Below are 15,048 nucleotides of genomic sequence, written 5' to 3'. Positions count from 1 at the left end.
GGGTACCCCAGCGTCGTGGTGAACGGGTTCGTGTCGAGCTGCGGCGCGTGGAGGTACCCGATGAACCAGGTCGGCAGGGTGACGAGCGCGGCGCCCGGACCGACGAGCGCGCCGAGCGCGAGCGTACAGGCGGCGAAGCCGACGCCGGCGGCGAGGAGGGAGAGCCGGCAGCCGCGGACCGTCATCGGGTGATCGTCGTCCTCGCCGCGCCGGTGGAAGTCGACGTAGCCGTCCTTCACGTGTGCCGTGTACACCGCGAGGAAGATGGCGCTCATGTGTATCGCGCCCACCGTGAGACCGAACTCGCCGGCGACGGCCGCACCGAACCACGAGGCCGCGAGCGGCGGCAACATGAACACCGGGTGGACCTGCGAGAGCAACGCTCGCAGGTCAGCTCGTAGTCCGCGTTCGTGCCGGGCGATGGCCATGCGCCACCAACGCGCTAAGCACGATTAATCTTGTTGGGGGTTTCACAAGTCCGACACCTCGGCTCGTCGAGACGACGCGGGTTCCGGAGACGCGACGACGGCTTCGACTCCGGAGACGCGACGACGACTCGCAAACCCCTAAGTCCCGGGGACCCAAGTCGACGTATGGTCGAGGCACCACAGACCGAGGAGGGGTGGTTCGCGCTGCACGATTTCCGGTCGATCGACTGGGACGCGTGGCGCGACGCCACCGAGCGGGAGCGACGCCGAGCGATCGAGGAGGGCGAGGCCTTCCTGAAACACCGCGAGCTGGTCGCCGACGCCGAGGAGGGGGACTCCGGGCTGTTCTCCGTGCTCGGGCACAAGGCCGACCTCCTGTTCGTTCACTTCCGGCCCACGCTCGACGATCTCTCGTCGATCGAGCGCCGGTTCGAGGACACCGCGCTCGCGACCGTCACCGAGCGGACGACCTCGTACGTCTCGGTCACCGAGGTCTCCGGCTACGTCTCCGACGCGTACTTCGAGGAGGGACCGGAAGAGGTCGACGCCGGCCTCCGGCGGTACATCGAGGGGAAGCTGACGCCCGAGATCCCGGACGACGAGTACGTCTGCTTCTACCCGATGAGCAAGCGCCGCGGCGAGGAGTACAACTGGTACGACCTCGACTTCGAGGACCGCGCCGAGCTCATGTCCGGCCACGGCGAGGTCGGCAAGGAGTACGCCGGGAAGATCAAGCAGGTGATCGCCTCCTCCGTCGGCTTCGACAGCCACGAGTGGGGCGTCACGCTGTTCGGGTCGGACCCGACCGACATCAAGGACATCGTCTACGAGATGCGGTTCGATCCCGCCTCATCGCGCTACGGCGAGTTCGGCGAGTTCTATATCGGACGGCGCTTCCCGCCCGCGGACCTCGGCGCGTACCTCGCGGGCGAGACGGTGCCCACGGGCGACGGTGAGGGGACCCACGGCGGGGAGGGCCACGGGCACGCGCACGGTGAGAGCGACCACCACGGCGACGACGGCCACGGGAGCGGTGGTTCGGGGCACGAGCACGCCGGCGCCGCCGGCGGCTCCGCGCACGGCGATCATCCGCACGGCGAGGAGACGGCGAGCGGCGAGGGCGATCACCCGCACGGCGAGGAGTCGGCGAGCGGCGGGGGTGACGGCGTCGCCGACGAGGACATCCGCGGCGAGCTCGCGGACCTGGACATCTACGCCGGGAAGCCCCACGGCGAGGACGTGTACGCGACGGTGCTGTACAGCGAGGCCGACGTCGACGAGCTGTTCGACGAGGTCGAGGGGCTCCGCGGGAACTTCGACCACTACGGCACCCACGTGAAGACCGCGGTGTACGAGGGGCGACACACCGACCTCGCCGCCGTCGTCTCCATCTGGGAGACGGGCTCGGCCGCCGAGACCGCCGCGGGGTTCCTCTCGGAGCTGCCGGAGGTCGTCGCGCGCGCCGGCGAGGAGTCCGGCTTCGGCACCATGGGGATGTTCTACACCGTCAAGCCGGAACACCGGGGCGATTTCGTCGACACGTTCGACGGCGTCGAGGACCTGCTCTCCGAGATGGACGGCCACGTCGAGACCGACCTGATGGCCAACGTCGAGGACGAGAACGACATGTTCATCGCCAGCCAGTGGGAGGCGAAGGAGGACGCGATGGCGTTCTTCGGCTCCGACGAGTTCCGCGAGACCGTCCAGTGGGGCCGCGAGGTGCTGGCCGACCGGCCGCGGCACGTCTTCCTCGCGTAGCGACGCCGAGCGTGCGGCGGCTTTTATAATTAAACCGTCCCGGCGGACCCGCGGTGAATGCCTCCAACGTCCTCGTCTCTCGATTATAAATGAGTGACTGCGGATCGCCGGTGAACATCTCCAAAGCACCAGCCGCTCACTTATAAATGAGTGACTGCGGATCGCCGGTGAACATCTCCAAAGCCCCAACCGCGACGACTCGGGGGCCTTGCCGCGCTCCTCGCTCTGTCGCTGTCGCTCCCTCGCTGCGGTGCTTGCTGCGGTCGCCTTCGTCCTCGCGACTGCCCCTTTGAGTCCCACCCCGCACGGCACCGCACCGCGCCTCGCGCCTCCGCACCCCGCCGGTTGTTTATAAACAGCCGTCGCCACCGCACTCTCGCTCTTTCCGCCGCCTCATCGGATCCGACCGCCTGTTTTTAACTATCGCCTCGGCGAACGGTGGCGTATGTTCGACACGATCGTGGTCGCGACCGACGGCTCCGACAGCGTGCGCCGCGCCGTCGACGTCGCGGTCGACATCGCCGCGCGCTTCGATGCCGAGGTCCACGCCGTCTACGTCGTCGATCGCGGCGAGGTCGAGTCCACGCCGGACGAGGTCCGCGAGGACCTCCGCGACGCGCTCGACGAGCGGGGCGAGTCGGCGCTCGAACAGGTGACCGGCGCCGCTGCGGAGCGGGACCCCGATCTGGACGTGACGGTCGAGGTGCGCGAGGGGCGACCGGCGGCCGAGATCTCGGCGTACGCCCGCGAGGTCGACGCCGACGTCGTCGCGATGGGGACGCGCGGACGACACGGGGAGAACCGGTTCCTCATCGGCTCCGTGGCTGAGCGCGTGGTGCGGACCTGCCCGATCCCCGTGCTCACCGTCCGCCAGCTCACGGACGACGACCCGCGTCGAACGTCGGTCTGAGGGGCCGCTCCCCGTTGTCGACGGTCGACCCGAGAGCGGCGGAGTTTTCCCGCTCCCGCTCGGCTCGACGGTATGGACGACGACCTCATCGACGAGGCGGGGATCCCCCGCTCGCGGTACACGCGGCTGCCCGGCAAGGGCTTCTTCTACCCGGACTCGCTGGACGAGGAGCGCGCCGAGCGGCTGGCGAAGGAGGCGATCGAGGGGAGCGAGGCGGTCGTGATCGCTGACGGCGACGCCGACGGGCTCGCCTGCACGGCGATGATCCGCGAGGCGTACGACGCCGCCCTCGACGTCGCCGACTTCGAGGCCGCCATCGAGGCGCGGCTCGCGGCGAACGACGACGAGGCGGGCGACGAGGCGGACGGAGACGCGGGCGAGAAGGAAGTTGACGCGCCGACGGCCGAGAGCGCCGAAGCCGACTCCACCGCCGACGCCCACGCGCGGTCGCCGGTCGGCCTGGTCGCGGCGGGGCCGTACTCGCTCGACAGCTCGCTCGAACGCGTGCTCGCGTACGCCGACGACGACGTCGACCTGTTCGTCTGCGACCTCTGTCCGGACGAGTACGAGTGGATCGCGGAGCCGCTGGAGGCGCTCGCGGAGACGACCGCCTCGATCCGGTGGTTCGACCACCACCAGTGGGACGACGAGACGGCCGCCGCGGTCCGGGACCTCGGCGTCGACCTCGTAGTCGGCGAGTCCGATGAGGAGTGCACGGCGGACGTGGCGCTCCGCTCGCTCGACCACGAGTTCGACGACCGGTGGACCGAGCTGGCGGCGGTGACGCGCGACCACGACCTCTGGATCAAGGAGGACCCCCGCTCGGACGACCTCGCCGACTACTCCTACTGGGCCGGGGGCGAGGAGTACGCGACGGTCGTCGGCGCGTACGGCGCCGACCTCCCCGAGACCGTCGCGGCGTTCGTCGCCGACCGCCGCGTCGAGAAGGAGGCCCGGATCGACGCCGCCGTCGGCCGCGCGGTCACCCACGGGGTGGGCGAGTGGACCGTCGCGGTGACGTACGGCCGGTGTTCGCAGAACGAGGTCGCCGAGACGCTCCGCGGCGAGGGCGCCGACGCCGCGGTGATCGTCAAGCCCGCCGGCTCCGCGTCCATCCGCGGCTCCGAGGACTTCCGGCACGCCCACGAGGTCGCCGGGAAGGTGAACGGCGGCGGGCACCCGCAGGCCGCCGGCTGCAAGCCGGACATCTACGACGACATGCTCGACTACGCGCACCACTGGACGACGGAGGGACAGGCCTGTAAGCGGGTCATCCTCGCCGCGTTCGAGGCGGTCGCCGAGGAGGTCGCGGCGGACGAGGCAGCAGACGAGACGACCGAAGCGGAGGCGACGGCCGCGCCCGACGCCGACGAGTAGACCCGCGGGCGGGCACTCGACGGGAAACCGTACACTTTCATGTCGCCCGGCGGCCCCGTGTCTCCCATGGCGGAGATTCTCGTGGCCGGCGAAACGCTGATCGACCTGCTCCCGGGGCCGGGGGAGACGCTCCGCGACGTCGACGGCTTCGCTCATCGGCCCGGCGGCGCGCCGGCCAACGTCGCGGTCGGGCTTTCACGGCTGGACGCGACGCCGGCGTTCTGGACGCGGCTCGGCGGCGACCCGTTCGGCGACTTCCTGCGCGAGACGCTCGTCGACGAGGGCCTGCCCACGGCGGCGTTCGAGCGCGTCGACGGCAACACCACCCTCGCGGTCGTCTCGCCGCCCGGCGTCGACGGACGGCGCTTCCGCTTTTACGGCTCCGGGGACGTCACGTTCGGCTTCGAGCCCGAGGCGGTTCCCGAGGACGCGCTGGCGCCGGCCTCGTGGGTCCACCTCGGCGGCGTCGCCCTGACGCACTCGGACGGCCGCGCGGCGATGCGCGAGCTGGCCGCGGCCGCCGCCGAGCGCGGCCTCACAGTGTCGTTCGACGTCAACTACCGCGAGGACCTCGTCCCGGACGGCGAGCGCGACGCCGTCGTCGACGCGGTCCGCGAGATCGTCGCCGCCAGCGACGTGGTCTTCGCCAGCGACGAGGACGTGGCCGCGACCGGGCTCACCTCGCGCGAGGGCGAGGGGCTCGGCCGCGACCTGCTGGGGCTCGGCCCGCACACCGCCGTCGTCACGCTCGGGAAGGCGGGCGCGGTCGTCACCAGCACCGCGGCGGCGCCGTGGGGCGAACGCACCGCCCGCCACGGCGGCTTCCCGGTGGAGGCCGTCGACGCGACCGGCGCCGGCGACGCGTTCACCGCGGGCCTGATCGCCCGGCTCGCCGACGGCGACGCCGACCTCGACGAGGCGGTGACGTTCGCCAACGCGACGGCCGCGCTCTCGGTGCAGGAGCGAGGCGGAATGACGGCGCTTCCATCGAAGGCGGGCGTGGAGTCGTTCCTCGCCGACCGTCGCTGAGGCCGCGACCGCACGCCTGCGGCCGAGCCGCGCGGCTCATCTTTAAATAGACGAACGAGACGACGGGACGAGCACGGCGTCGACAGCGGGTCGCCCGCCTAGTCGTTTCGGCCGTGCACGTACGTCTGGTCGTGGTCCGGGAACACCTCGTCGACGGTGGCCTCGCCGTGTTCCTCGGCGATGAGCGTCCGGAGCTCGTCCTCGTAGTCGGCCTTCGGCACCTCCTCGCTCGGTCCCTGCTGGACGTCGAACGTCTCCTCGACGAGCCGGTCGACGGCGTGGCGGCCGAACCCCGACAGCGGGGAGATGTAGTCGACGCCGTGGCGGTCCTCTAAGCTCTGTGCCTGCGCGCGCGAGACCGTCGGGACCCGGTCGTCCCGACGGGTCCCGTCAGCGATCGCGTCGACGTCGCGGCGCGCGATCGTCTCCAGCGCGTGCTCGTGGACGCGCTGGATCCCGTTGCGGGGGTAGCCGTCCTCGAGCATGGTCGCGGCCGCCTCCTCGGCCACCTCCCGGTCGAGATCGACGCGCTCGAAGGGGAACCCCAGCTCCGCGGCCGCCCGCTCGGCGTGCTCCCAGTCGTCGGTGAGCCCGAAGCTCCCGGTGACGCACCGGACGTCGTAGAAGCGGTCGAGCAGGTGAGCGGCCAGCGAGGAGTCCTTCCCCCCGCTGTACAAGAGCGCGAGCTCCATCTATCGCCGCCGGATGTCGAAGCTCTTCTGGTCGGGCTGCAGTTCCTTCAGAAGGTCGCGCATCTGCTCTTCGTCGATACGTCCCTGGATCCGACCGCTCTGGGCGAGCGCCGCGACCTGCTGTTTCACCTTCTCGCCGAACTCCGGCTTCGACATCTCGACCGCGTTCAGCCGCTGGCGCGCGCCGTCGGTCAGGTACTGCTTGAGGACGGCCTCCTGCTGGGCCTCGGCGCGCTCTTGGGCCTCGCGCTGGGCCTCGGCGTCGCCGCCCCCGCCCTGCTGCTGCTCGCGGAGCTCCTCCATCTTCTGTTCTCGCAGTTCCTCGAGTCGTTCGTCGTCTGGATTCCCGCTCATACGAACGCCTTCACGGCCCGCGCGAAAAACGATTTCGGAGGAATCGACGGCGGCGGGGCGGCGGAGAGCGCGGGCCGTCGCCGGCGAACCGCCCGGAACCGACCGACTCCGGCCTGCGCCGACGGTCCGCGTCGCTTAAACGGCTCCTCGGCGTAGCCGCCGGCAATGAGCGAGTCGCGGGAGTTCTGTCCGCGGTGCGGCGATTCGGTCCCGGAGCGGCGCGAGCCGCTCCCCGGCGAGCCGCGCGGACGGGACGCGCTGCTGTGTGACGACTGCTACTTCGAGGACTTCGATCTCGTCGACGCGCCCGACCGGATCGAGGTGCTGGTCTGTTCCGGCTGCGGCGCGGTCCGCCGCGGCGAGTCGTGGCGCGACGTCGGCGCGCGCGATTACACCGACGTCGCCGTCGACGAGGTCGCCGAGGCGCTCGGGGTCCACGTCGACGCCGCGGACGTCGAGTGGGGCGTCGAGCCCGAGCAGGTCGACGAGAACAACGTCCGGATGCACTGCCGCTTCTCCGGGATCGTTCGCGGGACGCTCCGCTCCGCGGAGGTCACCGTCCCGGTCAAGATCTCGCCGGGGACCTGCGACCGGTGCGGGCGGATCGCCGGGGGGTACTACGCCGGGGTCGTGCAGGTGCGCGCGGACGAGCGCGAGCTGACGCCCGCGGAGCGCGCCGAGGCGCTCGAGATCGCCGAGTCGTACGTCGCGGACCAAGAGACCGCTGGCGACCGCGAGGCGTTCATCACGGAGGTGAAAGAGACGGACGACGGCCCGAACGTCAAGCTCTCCTCGAACCGGCTCGCGCAGAACGTCGCGACCCGGATCACCGACGCGCTGGGCGGGAGCTTCGAGTCGTACCCGACGCTCGTCACCGAGGACGGCGACGGCAACGAGGTGTATCGGGTGACGTTCGCGGTCCGGCTCCCCCGGTACGCCGAGGGCGAGATCATCGACCCGGAAGACGGCGAGGGGCCCGTCCTGGTCACGGGCGTCTCCGGGCGGCTGCAAGGCGTCCGCCTCGCGACGGGAGACGCGTACACCTCGGCGTTCGAGGAGGCGGAGGCGCCGGACGCGACCCGGCTCGGAACGAGGGACGACGCGGCGGAGACGACGGTGGTGACGGTGGAAGACGAGAACGCCATCCAGGTGCTCGACCCGGTCACCTACGAGGCGAAGACGGTTCCGAACCCCGACTTCGTCGACGGCGACGCCGACAGCGTCCTCGCGTTCGAACACGAGGGCGACGTCCACCTCGTTCCGGAGGAGTAGGTCGCTGGTACGGGACGGGGGATGCGAGGAGAACGGGAAGACTACGGGCGGAGATCGAACCGGTGCCGACGGCGAGCGCGCCGACCCGTCGGTAGAAGGGAGAACGGGAGCCGTCAGTCGGCGCGGACGGTCGACTCCGCGTCGAGTGCGGCGGCGCGCTCGGACTCGGTGACCTCGATACCGCGGCGCTCCAACTGCTCGATGAATTCGGCCTCGCTCAGGCCCGCCTGTGCGGCCGCCTGAGAGAGTGTCAGCGTTCGCGCACCGTACAGCGTCAGCGCACTCGAGAGGCCCTTCGTTGCCATACCTACAGTAGACCCGTGTAGGTTTATGAAGGTTACTAATTGATTGAGGTCCATGATACACCTTATACGATATATATTGACAGTCGACGAAAACGGCGGCGTATAACCACTACCGACGACGGCCCGCAGGAATTATAGCGGTCTACGGCGCAGTAGCGGTATGAACCGACAACAGATCTTCGCGCTGTTCTTCGCGTTCCTCATGGTGAGCTCCATGGCCGCCTGGGGCGTCTCGCTGCTGTAACCGCCGTCGACGCCCTCGGGACCGCCGCGCTCGCGGCGTGAAGCGCCTCCTCAGCCGTCGCCCCAGACGTCGGAGAGCGGGTGATCCGATCGTCGCTCGGCGTCGGTTTCCGAGCGGGTTCGCGTCCCGCCCGCGTCGCCGTCACTCCCGCGTTGACCGTTCGATCCGGCGGCGTCGCCCGCGCCGGTCCCGGCGCTCCCGGTTCCTCCACCGGCGGAGCCGCCGCGACTGGACGCCCCGCCGACGCCGGTCGCCCGGTTCCGTCCGGCCCGAGACGGACCGGACGGGTCGGCGTCGTTCCCGGCGAGCGCGGCGGCGGGATCGAATTCGGGCAGCGTCGGGGTCGCCATCGCGTCGATTTGGTCGCGGAACCACGGCGGCGTGTCGGCCTGTGCGCGGTCGAAGAGGTCCAGCAGGGAGTCGTCCGCGAGGTACGTCGCGCCGTAGTCGTCGGGCGCGCGGACGACGCGGCCGCACGCCTGAATCACGGTGCGCAGCGCGGTCCGGTGGTACCACGCCCACTGGTCGTCGGCGAGGCGGCGGGCGACGCGCGAGTCGTTCGTGTTGCGGTACGGCGCCTTACACACCACCTGCCAGCGGCAGAGGTCGCCCTTCAGGTCCAGCGCCTCCTCCATCTTCACGGAGACGAACACCTCGGGGTCGCCGCTGGCCTTCCACGCCGCCAGCTCCGCGTCTCGGTTCTCGCGCCCGTGGCGCCGGACCCGCGCGGCGACGCCGAACTCGCCCAGCTTCTCGACGATCCGCCCGGCGATGTCGTACGAGTGCGCGTGGATCAGCCCCTTCTCGTTCGGGTGTTCGGCCATCAGCCGAACGACGAGGCGGGCGATCTTCGGTACCGTCTCGTCGCGGTGCTCGTAGGTCATCGGTCCCCGCGTCACGTCGTACAACGGGCGGTTCTCCAGCGGGAACGTGTGTTCGACGTCGACGAGGGCGACGTTCGCCGGGTCGAGGCCGATCCCGCGGCAGAACGCCTCCTTCGAGAGGATGGTCGCCGACAGCAGCGCGAACCGGTTCCCGCGGTCCCACACGGTGTGGCGGAGGTAGCGGGCCGGGTCCAGCGGCTTGATCGCCAGCGGCGACCCCTCCCCGTCGGGCTGGTCGACGACCCACGTCGTGGGCGAGTCGAGGTCGCGGTAGTCCTCTAAGAACCAGCCGAGCTCGCTTATCAGCTCTTGGAGGCGGTCGCGGCGCGCGACCTCCTCGCGGTCGAGCTCGGGCCGCCCGGTCAGCTCGTCTTTCGCGCGCTTCGCGGTGTCCCGCAGCGAGGCGACGAACCGGGCGGTGCGGTCGAGCGCGTCCTCCTCCGGGCCGGCGTCGGCCGCCACGTCGGGGACGCCCACCTCGTCCCAGACGGGGACGCGCTGGGGCGAGAGCTCGATCGTCGCGTACATCTCCGCCCACTCGGCGAGCCCGTGGGCCTCGTCGATCACGACGACGTCGCGCTTCCGGAACACCTCGGAGCCCGCGGTGCGCATGAAGTACGCTAACGTCATCGCGGCGTACCGGTTGCCCGAGGCGATCGCGCGGTCGGAGAAGTACGGACAGCGGTGTTTCACGGAGCAGTCGAACCCCTGCTGGCGGACGCAGGGCGCGCGGTTGACCGGCGTGTCGTGCTCGCCGGGGAGGATGCAGTCGTAGTTCGATTTCCCGCGGATCACCGCCAAGTCGTCGAGCAGGTCGTCCGCCTCGACGTCGTCGATCTGCGACACCTGCGGCGTCGTGTAGTAGGCGCCCGTCGCCTCGCTCGGTGACGTCTCGTCGACGGTGGCGGCCGCGCCCATCACCGCCCGCGCGAGCAGCGACTTCCCGCTTCCGGTGGGCGCGCGCACGAGGACCACGTCGTTGCCGGCGGCGAACGCGTCGCGGATGTCCGCGAGCGCCCGCTCCTGCGCGCCGCGGAAGCTCGGGGCGGGGAACTCGGCGGGGATCCGGTCGGGGTCCACAGGGGTCCCTCGCTCCCTCCCGGAATTAAACCCTCGGCTCGCGACGGAGGAGTCCGGGAGTTCGTCCCGGATTGTCGCCCTCAGTGTGCGGCGGCGCGGGCGCTCGTGGAGCGAACGCGGCCGCTGAGCTCCGTCCGGGATTCCGACGCCTCTCCGAATGAACTCAAAACTACCCGATCGTTTATAACGTTTGGGTGGGTCGAAGGGGGTATGCACTGGCAGGAGGCGGAACGGGAGTTCACGGACGACGTGGTCGCCCGAGAGACGCTCCCGCGCACCTTCGAGCGGTCCGCCGAGCGGAACGCCGACCGGACCGCCCAGCGATACAAGGGCGGGATCTACGACCGCTCGCTGGTCGCCGAGGGCGTCCTCCCGGCCGCGGCCGACGGCGAGTACGCCGACGTCACGTACGCCGAGATGCGCGACGTCGTCAGGCGGCTCGCCGCCGGGTTCCGGGAGATCGGGGTCGACGCCGGAACTCGGGTCGCGCTCTACGCGGAGACGCGGATGGAGTGGGCCCAGACCGACTTCGCGGCCCTGGCCGCCGGCGGGGTCGTGACGACCGTCTACGCCTCCTCCTCGCCGAATCAGGTCCGGTACCTGCTGGAGGACCCCGGCGCGACCGTCGTCGTGGTCGAGAACCGCGACCTCCTCGACGAGGTGCTCGCCGTCGCCGCCGACCTCTCGCACGACCTCGACGCGGTCGTCTCGTTCGACGACGTGGACGCGGGCGGACTCGACTTCGGTGGTGACGCGTCGGGCGACGACCTCGCCCTCGACGCCGACGACGTGTACACGCTCGGCGAACTCCACGACATCGGGGGCGACGCCTTCGACGAAGCGACCTACGAGGGCTGGATCGACGCCGTCGACGTCGACGACCTCGCCAGCCTCATCTACACCTCCGGGACGACCGGGAAGCCGAAAGGGGTCCGGCTCACCCACGCGAACTTCCGTGACAACGTCTCGCAGTGTTACCGCCGCTTCGCCGACCGTCCGGACCGCGACCCGGACGTGCCGGGGATCTCGACCGAGTCGACGACGCTCTCCTTCCTCCCGCTCGCGCACGTCTTCGAGCGCATGGCGGGTCACTACATGATGTTCGCGGCGGGCGCGACGGTGGGGTACGCCGAGAGTCCGGACACCCTCCGCGAGGACTTCGGGCTCGTGCGACCGACGACGACCACCAGCGTCCCCCGCGTCTACGAGAAGCTGTACGACGCGATACGTGAGCAGGCGAGCGAGTCGCCGGTGAAAGAGCGCATCTTCGAGTGGGCGGTCGACGTCGGGCGGGCCCACCACGAGGCGGAGGCGCCGGGGGCCCTGCTCGACGCGAAGCGCGCGATCGCCGATCGGCTCGTCTTCTCGTCGGTCCGGGAGGCGATCGGCGGCGAGGTCGACTTCTTCATCTCGGGCGGCGGGTCGCTGTCGGCCGAGCTGTGCGCGCTGTACCACGCCATGGACCTGCCCATCCTGGAGGGGTACGGGCTCACGGAGACCTCGCCGGTGATCAGCGTCAACCCGCCCGAGGAGCCGAAGGTCGGCACCATCGGCCCGCCGGTGGTCGACACCGAGATCGCCCTCGACGGCACGGTCGTCGGCGGAGAAGTCGCCGACCTCGCCGGCGACGTGGGCGAGCTGCTCGTCCGCGGCCCGCAGGTGACCGAGGGGTACTGGAACCGCCCGGACGCGACCGCGGAGGCGTTCGTCGACGCCGGTGCGCTCCCCGACGACGTGACCGTCGCGGGCACGCCGCCGGAAGAGCGCGGCGGCGACCCGGACGAGCCGTGGTTCCGCACGGGCGACATCGTCCAGCTCCGACCGGACGGGTACGTGGCCTTCCGCGAGCGCGCCAAGCAGCTGCTCGTGCTCTCGACCGGCAAGAACGTCGCGCCCGGCCCGATCGAAGACCGGTTCGCCGCGAACGAGTTCGTCGAGCAGGGCGTCGTGCTCGGCGACGGCCGCAAGTTCGTCTCCGCGCTCATCGTCCCGAACTTCGAGAAGGTGGAGTCGTGGGGAGAGACCGAGGAGATCGACCTCCCCGACGACCGCGGCGCGCTCTGCCGGGACGACCGGGTCCGCGAGCGCATCGAGGAGGAGGTCGACCGCGTGAACGAGGAGTTCGAGCCCTACGAGCGGATCAAGCAGTTCCGCCTCGTCGAGGAGGAGTTCTCCGAGGAGAACGACCTGCTCACGCCGACGATGAAGAAGAAGCGGCGCAACATCCTGGACCGCTTCGCCGACGAGGTCGAGATGATCTACGAGGAGTAGGTACATTCAACTGCTCGGCCGCCGGACGGTGACCGTGAGCCGGGAGCTCCTTCTCGTGCTGTTCGGCGACCCGTTCGCGGTGATGAACACCATCGGGCTGATCGCGTTCGCGTTGGTCGGATCGGCGAAGGCGATCCGCGAGGACTTCGATCTGTTCGGAATCGCCATCGTCGGGCTGGCGATGGCGTTCGCCGGCGGAGTGACGCGAGACGTGCTCGTGTTGCGGACGCCCCTCGCGCTGCAGTCGCCGATCGAGATCGGTCTCGGGCTGGTCGGCGTCAGCCTGGCTATCGCCTTGCAGGTCGTGCTCGCGTCGCCGGACACCCATCCGATCACGCTCGTGTCGGACGCGATCGGACTCGCCGCGTTCGCCACCGCGGGGGCGATCGTCGCGACGGAGGCGGGCGTCTCCGCGTTCGGCGTCGTCGCGATCGCGACGATCAACGCGGTGGGCGGCGGCGCGTTCGCCGACATCCTCCTCGACCGGGCGCCGTTCATCCTCTTCGAAGACTTCTACGCCACCTGCGCCGTGTTGGGAGGTCTCGCCTACTTTGCCGCCGGAGCCGTCGGGCTGGCCGGAAGCACGGCCGCGGGCCTCTGTGCGACGGTCACCGTCGCCGTGCGGCTGACCGCCGTCAGCTACGGCTGGGAGCTTCCCACGGTGCGGGACCTGGAACTGCCGAGGCGCTGAGCCGCCGCCGCGACGTTACGCCGACGACGCGCCCGACTCGGCGGGATCGTCGCCCTCGACGGGCTCGATTTCCTCGGTCGGGTCGCCGAACGCGTAGACGGTGTTGTGGCCGGTCACCTCGACCTCGAGGAAGTCGCCCACGTCGACGCCGCGTTCGGTCGCGTTCTGGACGATTATCTGGCGGTACGCGGAGTCGCGGCACTTCACCGAGTCGCCGGTGCCCTCCTCGACGACGAGGACCTCGTAGCGCTCGCCGACCATCGACTCGTACGCCTCGCCGACGACCGTCATCTTCAGCTCCGACATCGCCTTCGACCGCTCCTTCTTGACCGTCCCGCCCAGTCCCTTCATGTCGGCGGCGTCAGTGCCGGGCCGCTTCGAGAAGCGGGTGACGTTGATCTTCTCCGGGCGGACCTCGGCGAGGAGGTCCATCGAACGCTCGTGGTCGGCCTCGGTCTCCGTCGGGAAGCCGACGATGAAGTCGGTCGAGAGCGTCCAGTGGTCGAGCCGGTCGTCGAACGTCTCGACGACCTCGCGGAACTTGTCGACGCGGTGCTGCCGGCGCATGTCCTCCAGCACGTCGTCGGACCCCGACTGGACCGGCGCGTGGATGAAGTCGTACAGCTCCTCGTTCTCGGCGAACACGTCGACGAGTTCCTCGTGGATGCCGTGGATGCCGCCGGGGTTCGCCATGCCGAGACGGACCCGGAACTCGCCGTCGATGTCGCAGATGCGGTCGAGCAGCTCCGGGAGCTTCCGGTCGCCGTCGTCCCAGCCGTAAACGCCGGTGTCCTGTCCCGTGACGCGGATCTCCTTCGCGCCGGCGTGGACCAGCGCGCGGGCCTTCTCGACGTTCTCCTCGACCGACGGCGAGTCGACCCGCCCGGTCGCGAACTTCGTGATGCAGTACGAGCAGTTGCTCATGCAGCCGCGCGCGATGGGGAGGAGGCCGACCACGCCGTCGAGGACCGGCTCGGCGTCGGGCGTGGTCGTCGGACACTCGCCGTTGAGCGCGTACGTCGGGACCTCGTCCCAGTGGAGGATCTCGGCGTCGATCCCCGCCTCGCGGAAGGCGTCCCCCTGCGCGAGCGCCATACAGCCGGTGACGACGAGGTCGGCCGTCGTCTCCTGGAGCTCTTGGGCGCGGCGGAGCATGTTCCGCTCCGTCTTCTCGACGACCGTACAGGTGTTGAGGATGGCGACGTCGGCGTCTTCGGGTCCGTCGGCCGGGCGGTGGCCGCCGTCGCGAAGCGCGCGCTCTATCTCCCGGCTCTCACCCCGGTTCGAACTACAGCCGTAGGTTTCGATGTGGTACGTCGCCATCGAGTATGCGTAGTAACTGACGCGCGGTCAAAAGGACGACGGATCGGGGGCGAGTGCCCAGCGTGCCGACGGTGGGAGTGGGATTCGAACCACGGTCGCTCCCTGTCGGTCGCTCTCTGATTCGAATCCCCGCACGAGATGCCCGCGGCGCGACATGCGCCGCGTGCCGACGGTGGGAGTGGGATTCGAACCGATGCGAGACGGTCGCCATCGCTCCGCTCCGGCGCTTGCGACTCGCAGGCTTCGAATCCCCGCACAAGATGCCCGCGGCGCGACGTGCGCCGCGTGCCGACGGTGGGAGTGGGATTCGAACCCACGAGGCCTTTCGGCCACCTGCTTTCCAAGCAGGCACGTTCGTCCACTCCGTCATCCCACCGGGCGAGCGGTCCCGACCGACGACGACGGGCCGCATACGCGTGCCGGTGCCTCC

12 protein-coding genes, 1 tRNA gene and 1 pseudogene are annotated in these 15,048 nt (G+C 70.3%); 7 read left to right on the top strand and 7 right to left on the bottom strand.

The window, feature by feature from the left end; genetic code table 11:
* Positions 1-428: pseudogene (locus tag R6U01_RS05720) on the bottom strand (lycopene cyclase); the annotation flags it as partial.
* A gap of 165 nt (positions 429-593) precedes the next feature.
* Between R6U01_RS05720 and R6U01_RS05715 the strand changes: the two are divergent.
* The 4 genes from R6U01_RS05715 to R6U01_RS05700 all read left to right on the top strand — a co-directional run bounded on the left by R6U01_RS05715 (position 594) and on the right by R6U01_RS05700 (position 5,502).
* The gene (locus tag R6U01_RS05715) at positions 594-2,186 is read left to right on the top strand and encodes a heme-binding protein (RefSeq protein ID WP_410285495.1); all 1,593 of its coding nucleotides are present in this window, start codon (positions 594-596) and stop codon (positions 2,184-2,186) included.
* 445 nt (positions 2,187-2,631) lie between these two features.
* Positions 2,632-3,096 (top strand): universal stress protein, encoded by a 465-nt coding sequence (locus R6U01_RS05710; RefSeq protein WP_410285494.1) that lies wholly within the window; start codon positions 2,632-2,634, stop codon positions 3,094-3,096.
* Positions 3,097-3,168: 72 nt separating this feature from the next.
* A complete protein-coding gene (locus R6U01_RS05705) occupies positions 3,169-4,473 on the top strand; it encodes a DHH family phosphoesterase (RefSeq protein ID WP_410285493.1) in 1,305 nt (434 codons plus the stop codon).
* 66 nt (positions 4,474-4,539) lie between these two features.
* Positions 4,540-5,502 (top strand): carbohydrate kinase family protein, encoded by a 963-nt coding sequence (locus tag R6U01_RS05700; RefSeq protein ID WP_410285492.1) that lies wholly within the window; start codon positions 4,540-4,542, stop codon positions 5,500-5,502.
* 98 nt (positions 5,503-5,600) lie between these two features.
* Here the strand turns inward: R6U01_RS05700 and R6U01_RS05695 are convergent, their stop codons facing one another.
* Positions 5,601-6,194 carry an asparagine synthase-related protein gene (locus R6U01_RS05695; protein ID WP_410285491.1) on the bottom strand — a complete coding sequence of 198 codons (594 nt, stop codon included), beginning with the start codon at positions 6,192-6,194 and terminating at the stop codon, positions 5,601-5,603.
* Positions 6,195-6,548 carry a DNA-binding protein gene (locus R6U01_RS05690; RefSeq protein ID WP_410285490.1) on the bottom strand — a complete coding sequence of 118 codons (354 nt, stop codon included), beginning with the start codon at positions 6,546-6,548 and terminating at the stop codon, positions 6,195-6,197.
* Positions 6,549-6,713: 165 nt separating this feature from the next.
* On the opposite strand from R6U01_RS05690, the gene R6U01_RS05685 reads away from it, so the two are divergent.
* Positions 6,714-7,820, top strand: coding sequence for a 60S ribosomal export protein NMD3 (locus R6U01_RS05685; protein ID WP_410285489.1), 1,107 nt, complete (start codon positions 6,714-6,716; stop codon positions 7,818-7,820).
* Positions 7,821-7,933: 113 nt separating this feature from the next.
* Here R6U01_RS05685 and R6U01_RS05680 read toward each other — a convergent pair whose 3' ends face one another.
* Complete coding sequence (locus R6U01_RS05680) at positions 7,934-8,125, bottom strand: UPF0175 family protein (RefSeq protein WP_410285488.1); 192 nt, start codon at positions 8,123-8,125, stop codon at positions 7,934-7,936.
* 294 nt (positions 8,126-8,419) lie between these two features.
* Complete coding sequence (locus R6U01_RS05675; protein ID WP_410285487.1) at positions 8,420-10,333, bottom strand: helicase C-terminal domain-containing protein; 1,914 nt, start codon at positions 10,331-10,333, stop codon at positions 8,420-8,422.
* Between the two features lie 210 nt (positions 10,334-10,543).
* On the opposite strand from R6U01_RS05675, the gene R6U01_RS05670 reads away from it, so the two are divergent.
* Both R6U01_RS05670 and R6U01_RS05665 read left to right on the top strand, forming a co-directional pair.
* Positions 10,544-12,604 (top strand): AMP-dependent synthetase/ligase, encoded by a 2,061-nt coding sequence (locus R6U01_RS05670; protein WP_410285486.1) that lies wholly within the window; start codon positions 10,544-10,546, stop codon positions 12,602-12,604.
* 82 nt (positions 12,605-12,686) lie between these two features.
* The gene (locus R6U01_RS05665; RefSeq protein ID WP_410285499.1) at positions 12,687-13,295 is read left to right on the top strand and encodes a trimeric intracellular cation channel family protein; all 609 of its coding nucleotides are present in this window, start codon (positions 12,687-12,689) and stop codon (positions 13,293-13,295) included.
* A 15-nt stretch (positions 13,296-13,310) separates the two neighbouring features.
* On the opposite strand, the gene R6U01_RS05660 is transcribed toward R6U01_RS05665, so the two are convergent.
* Together R6U01_RS05660 and R6U01_RS05655 are read right to left on the bottom strand one after the other, a co-directional pair.
* Complete coding sequence (locus R6U01_RS05660; RefSeq protein WP_410285485.1) at positions 13,311-14,618, bottom strand: tRNA (N(6)-L-threonylcarbamoyladenosine(37)-C(2))-methylthiotransferase; 1,308 nt, start codon at positions 14,616-14,618, stop codon at positions 13,311-13,313.
* 292 nt (positions 14,619-14,910) lie between these two features.
* Positions 14,911-14,994: transfer RNA gene (locus tag R6U01_RS05655), tRNA-Ser, on the bottom strand.
* Positions 14,995-15,048: the final 54 nt, after the last annotated feature.

Origin of the sequence: Halorubrum sp. (genome assembly GCF_046498025.1) — an archaeon.
GTDB lineage: Archaea > Halobacteriota > Halobacteria > Halobacteriales > Haloferacaceae > Halorubrum.
This window is presented reverse-complemented; position numbering and strand designations above follow the sequence as displayed.

Coding starts and splice junctions, on each gene's coding strand:
- R6U01_RS05690 (WP_410285490.1), bottom strand. CDS start 6,548: ATGAGCGGGAATCCAGACGACGAACGACTCGAGGAACTGCGAGAACAG.
- R6U01_RS05710 (WP_410285494.1), top strand. CDS start 2,632: ATGTTCGACACGATCGTGGTCGCGACCGACGGCTCCGACAGCGTGCGC.
- R6U01_RS05685 (WP_410285489.1), top strand. CDS start 6,714: ATGAGCGAGTCGCGGGAGTTCTGTCCGCGGTGCGGCGATTCGGTCCCG.
- R6U01_RS05680 (WP_410285488.1), bottom strand. CDS start 8,125: ATGGCAACGAAGGGCCTCTCGAGTGCGCTGACGCTGTACGGTGCGCGA.
- R6U01_RS05695 (WP_410285491.1), bottom strand. CDS start 6,194: ATGGAGCTCGCGCTCTTGTACAGCGGGGGGAAGGACTCCTCGCTGGCC.
- R6U01_RS05715 (WP_410285495.1), top strand. CDS start 594: ATGGTCGAGGCACCACAGACCGAGGAGGGGTGGTTCGCGCTGCACGAT.
- R6U01_RS05660 (WP_410285485.1), bottom strand. CDS start 14,618: ATGGCGACGTACCACATCGAAACCTACGGCTGTAGTTCGAACCGGGGT.
- R6U01_RS05705 (WP_410285493.1), top strand. CDS start 3,169: ATGGACGACGACCTCATCGACGAGGCGGGGATCCCCCGCTCGCGGTAC.
- R6U01_RS05670 (WP_410285486.1), top strand. CDS start 10,544: ATGCACTGGCAGGAGGCGGAACGGGAGTTCACGGACGACGTGGTCGCC.
- R6U01_RS05665 (WP_410285499.1), top strand. CDS start 12,687: ATGAACACCATCGGGCTGATCGCGTTCGCGTTGGTCGGATCGGCGAAG.
- R6U01_RS05700 (WP_410285492.1), top strand. CDS start 4,540: ATGGCGGAGATTCTCGTGGCCGGCGAAACGCTGATCGACCTGCTCCCG.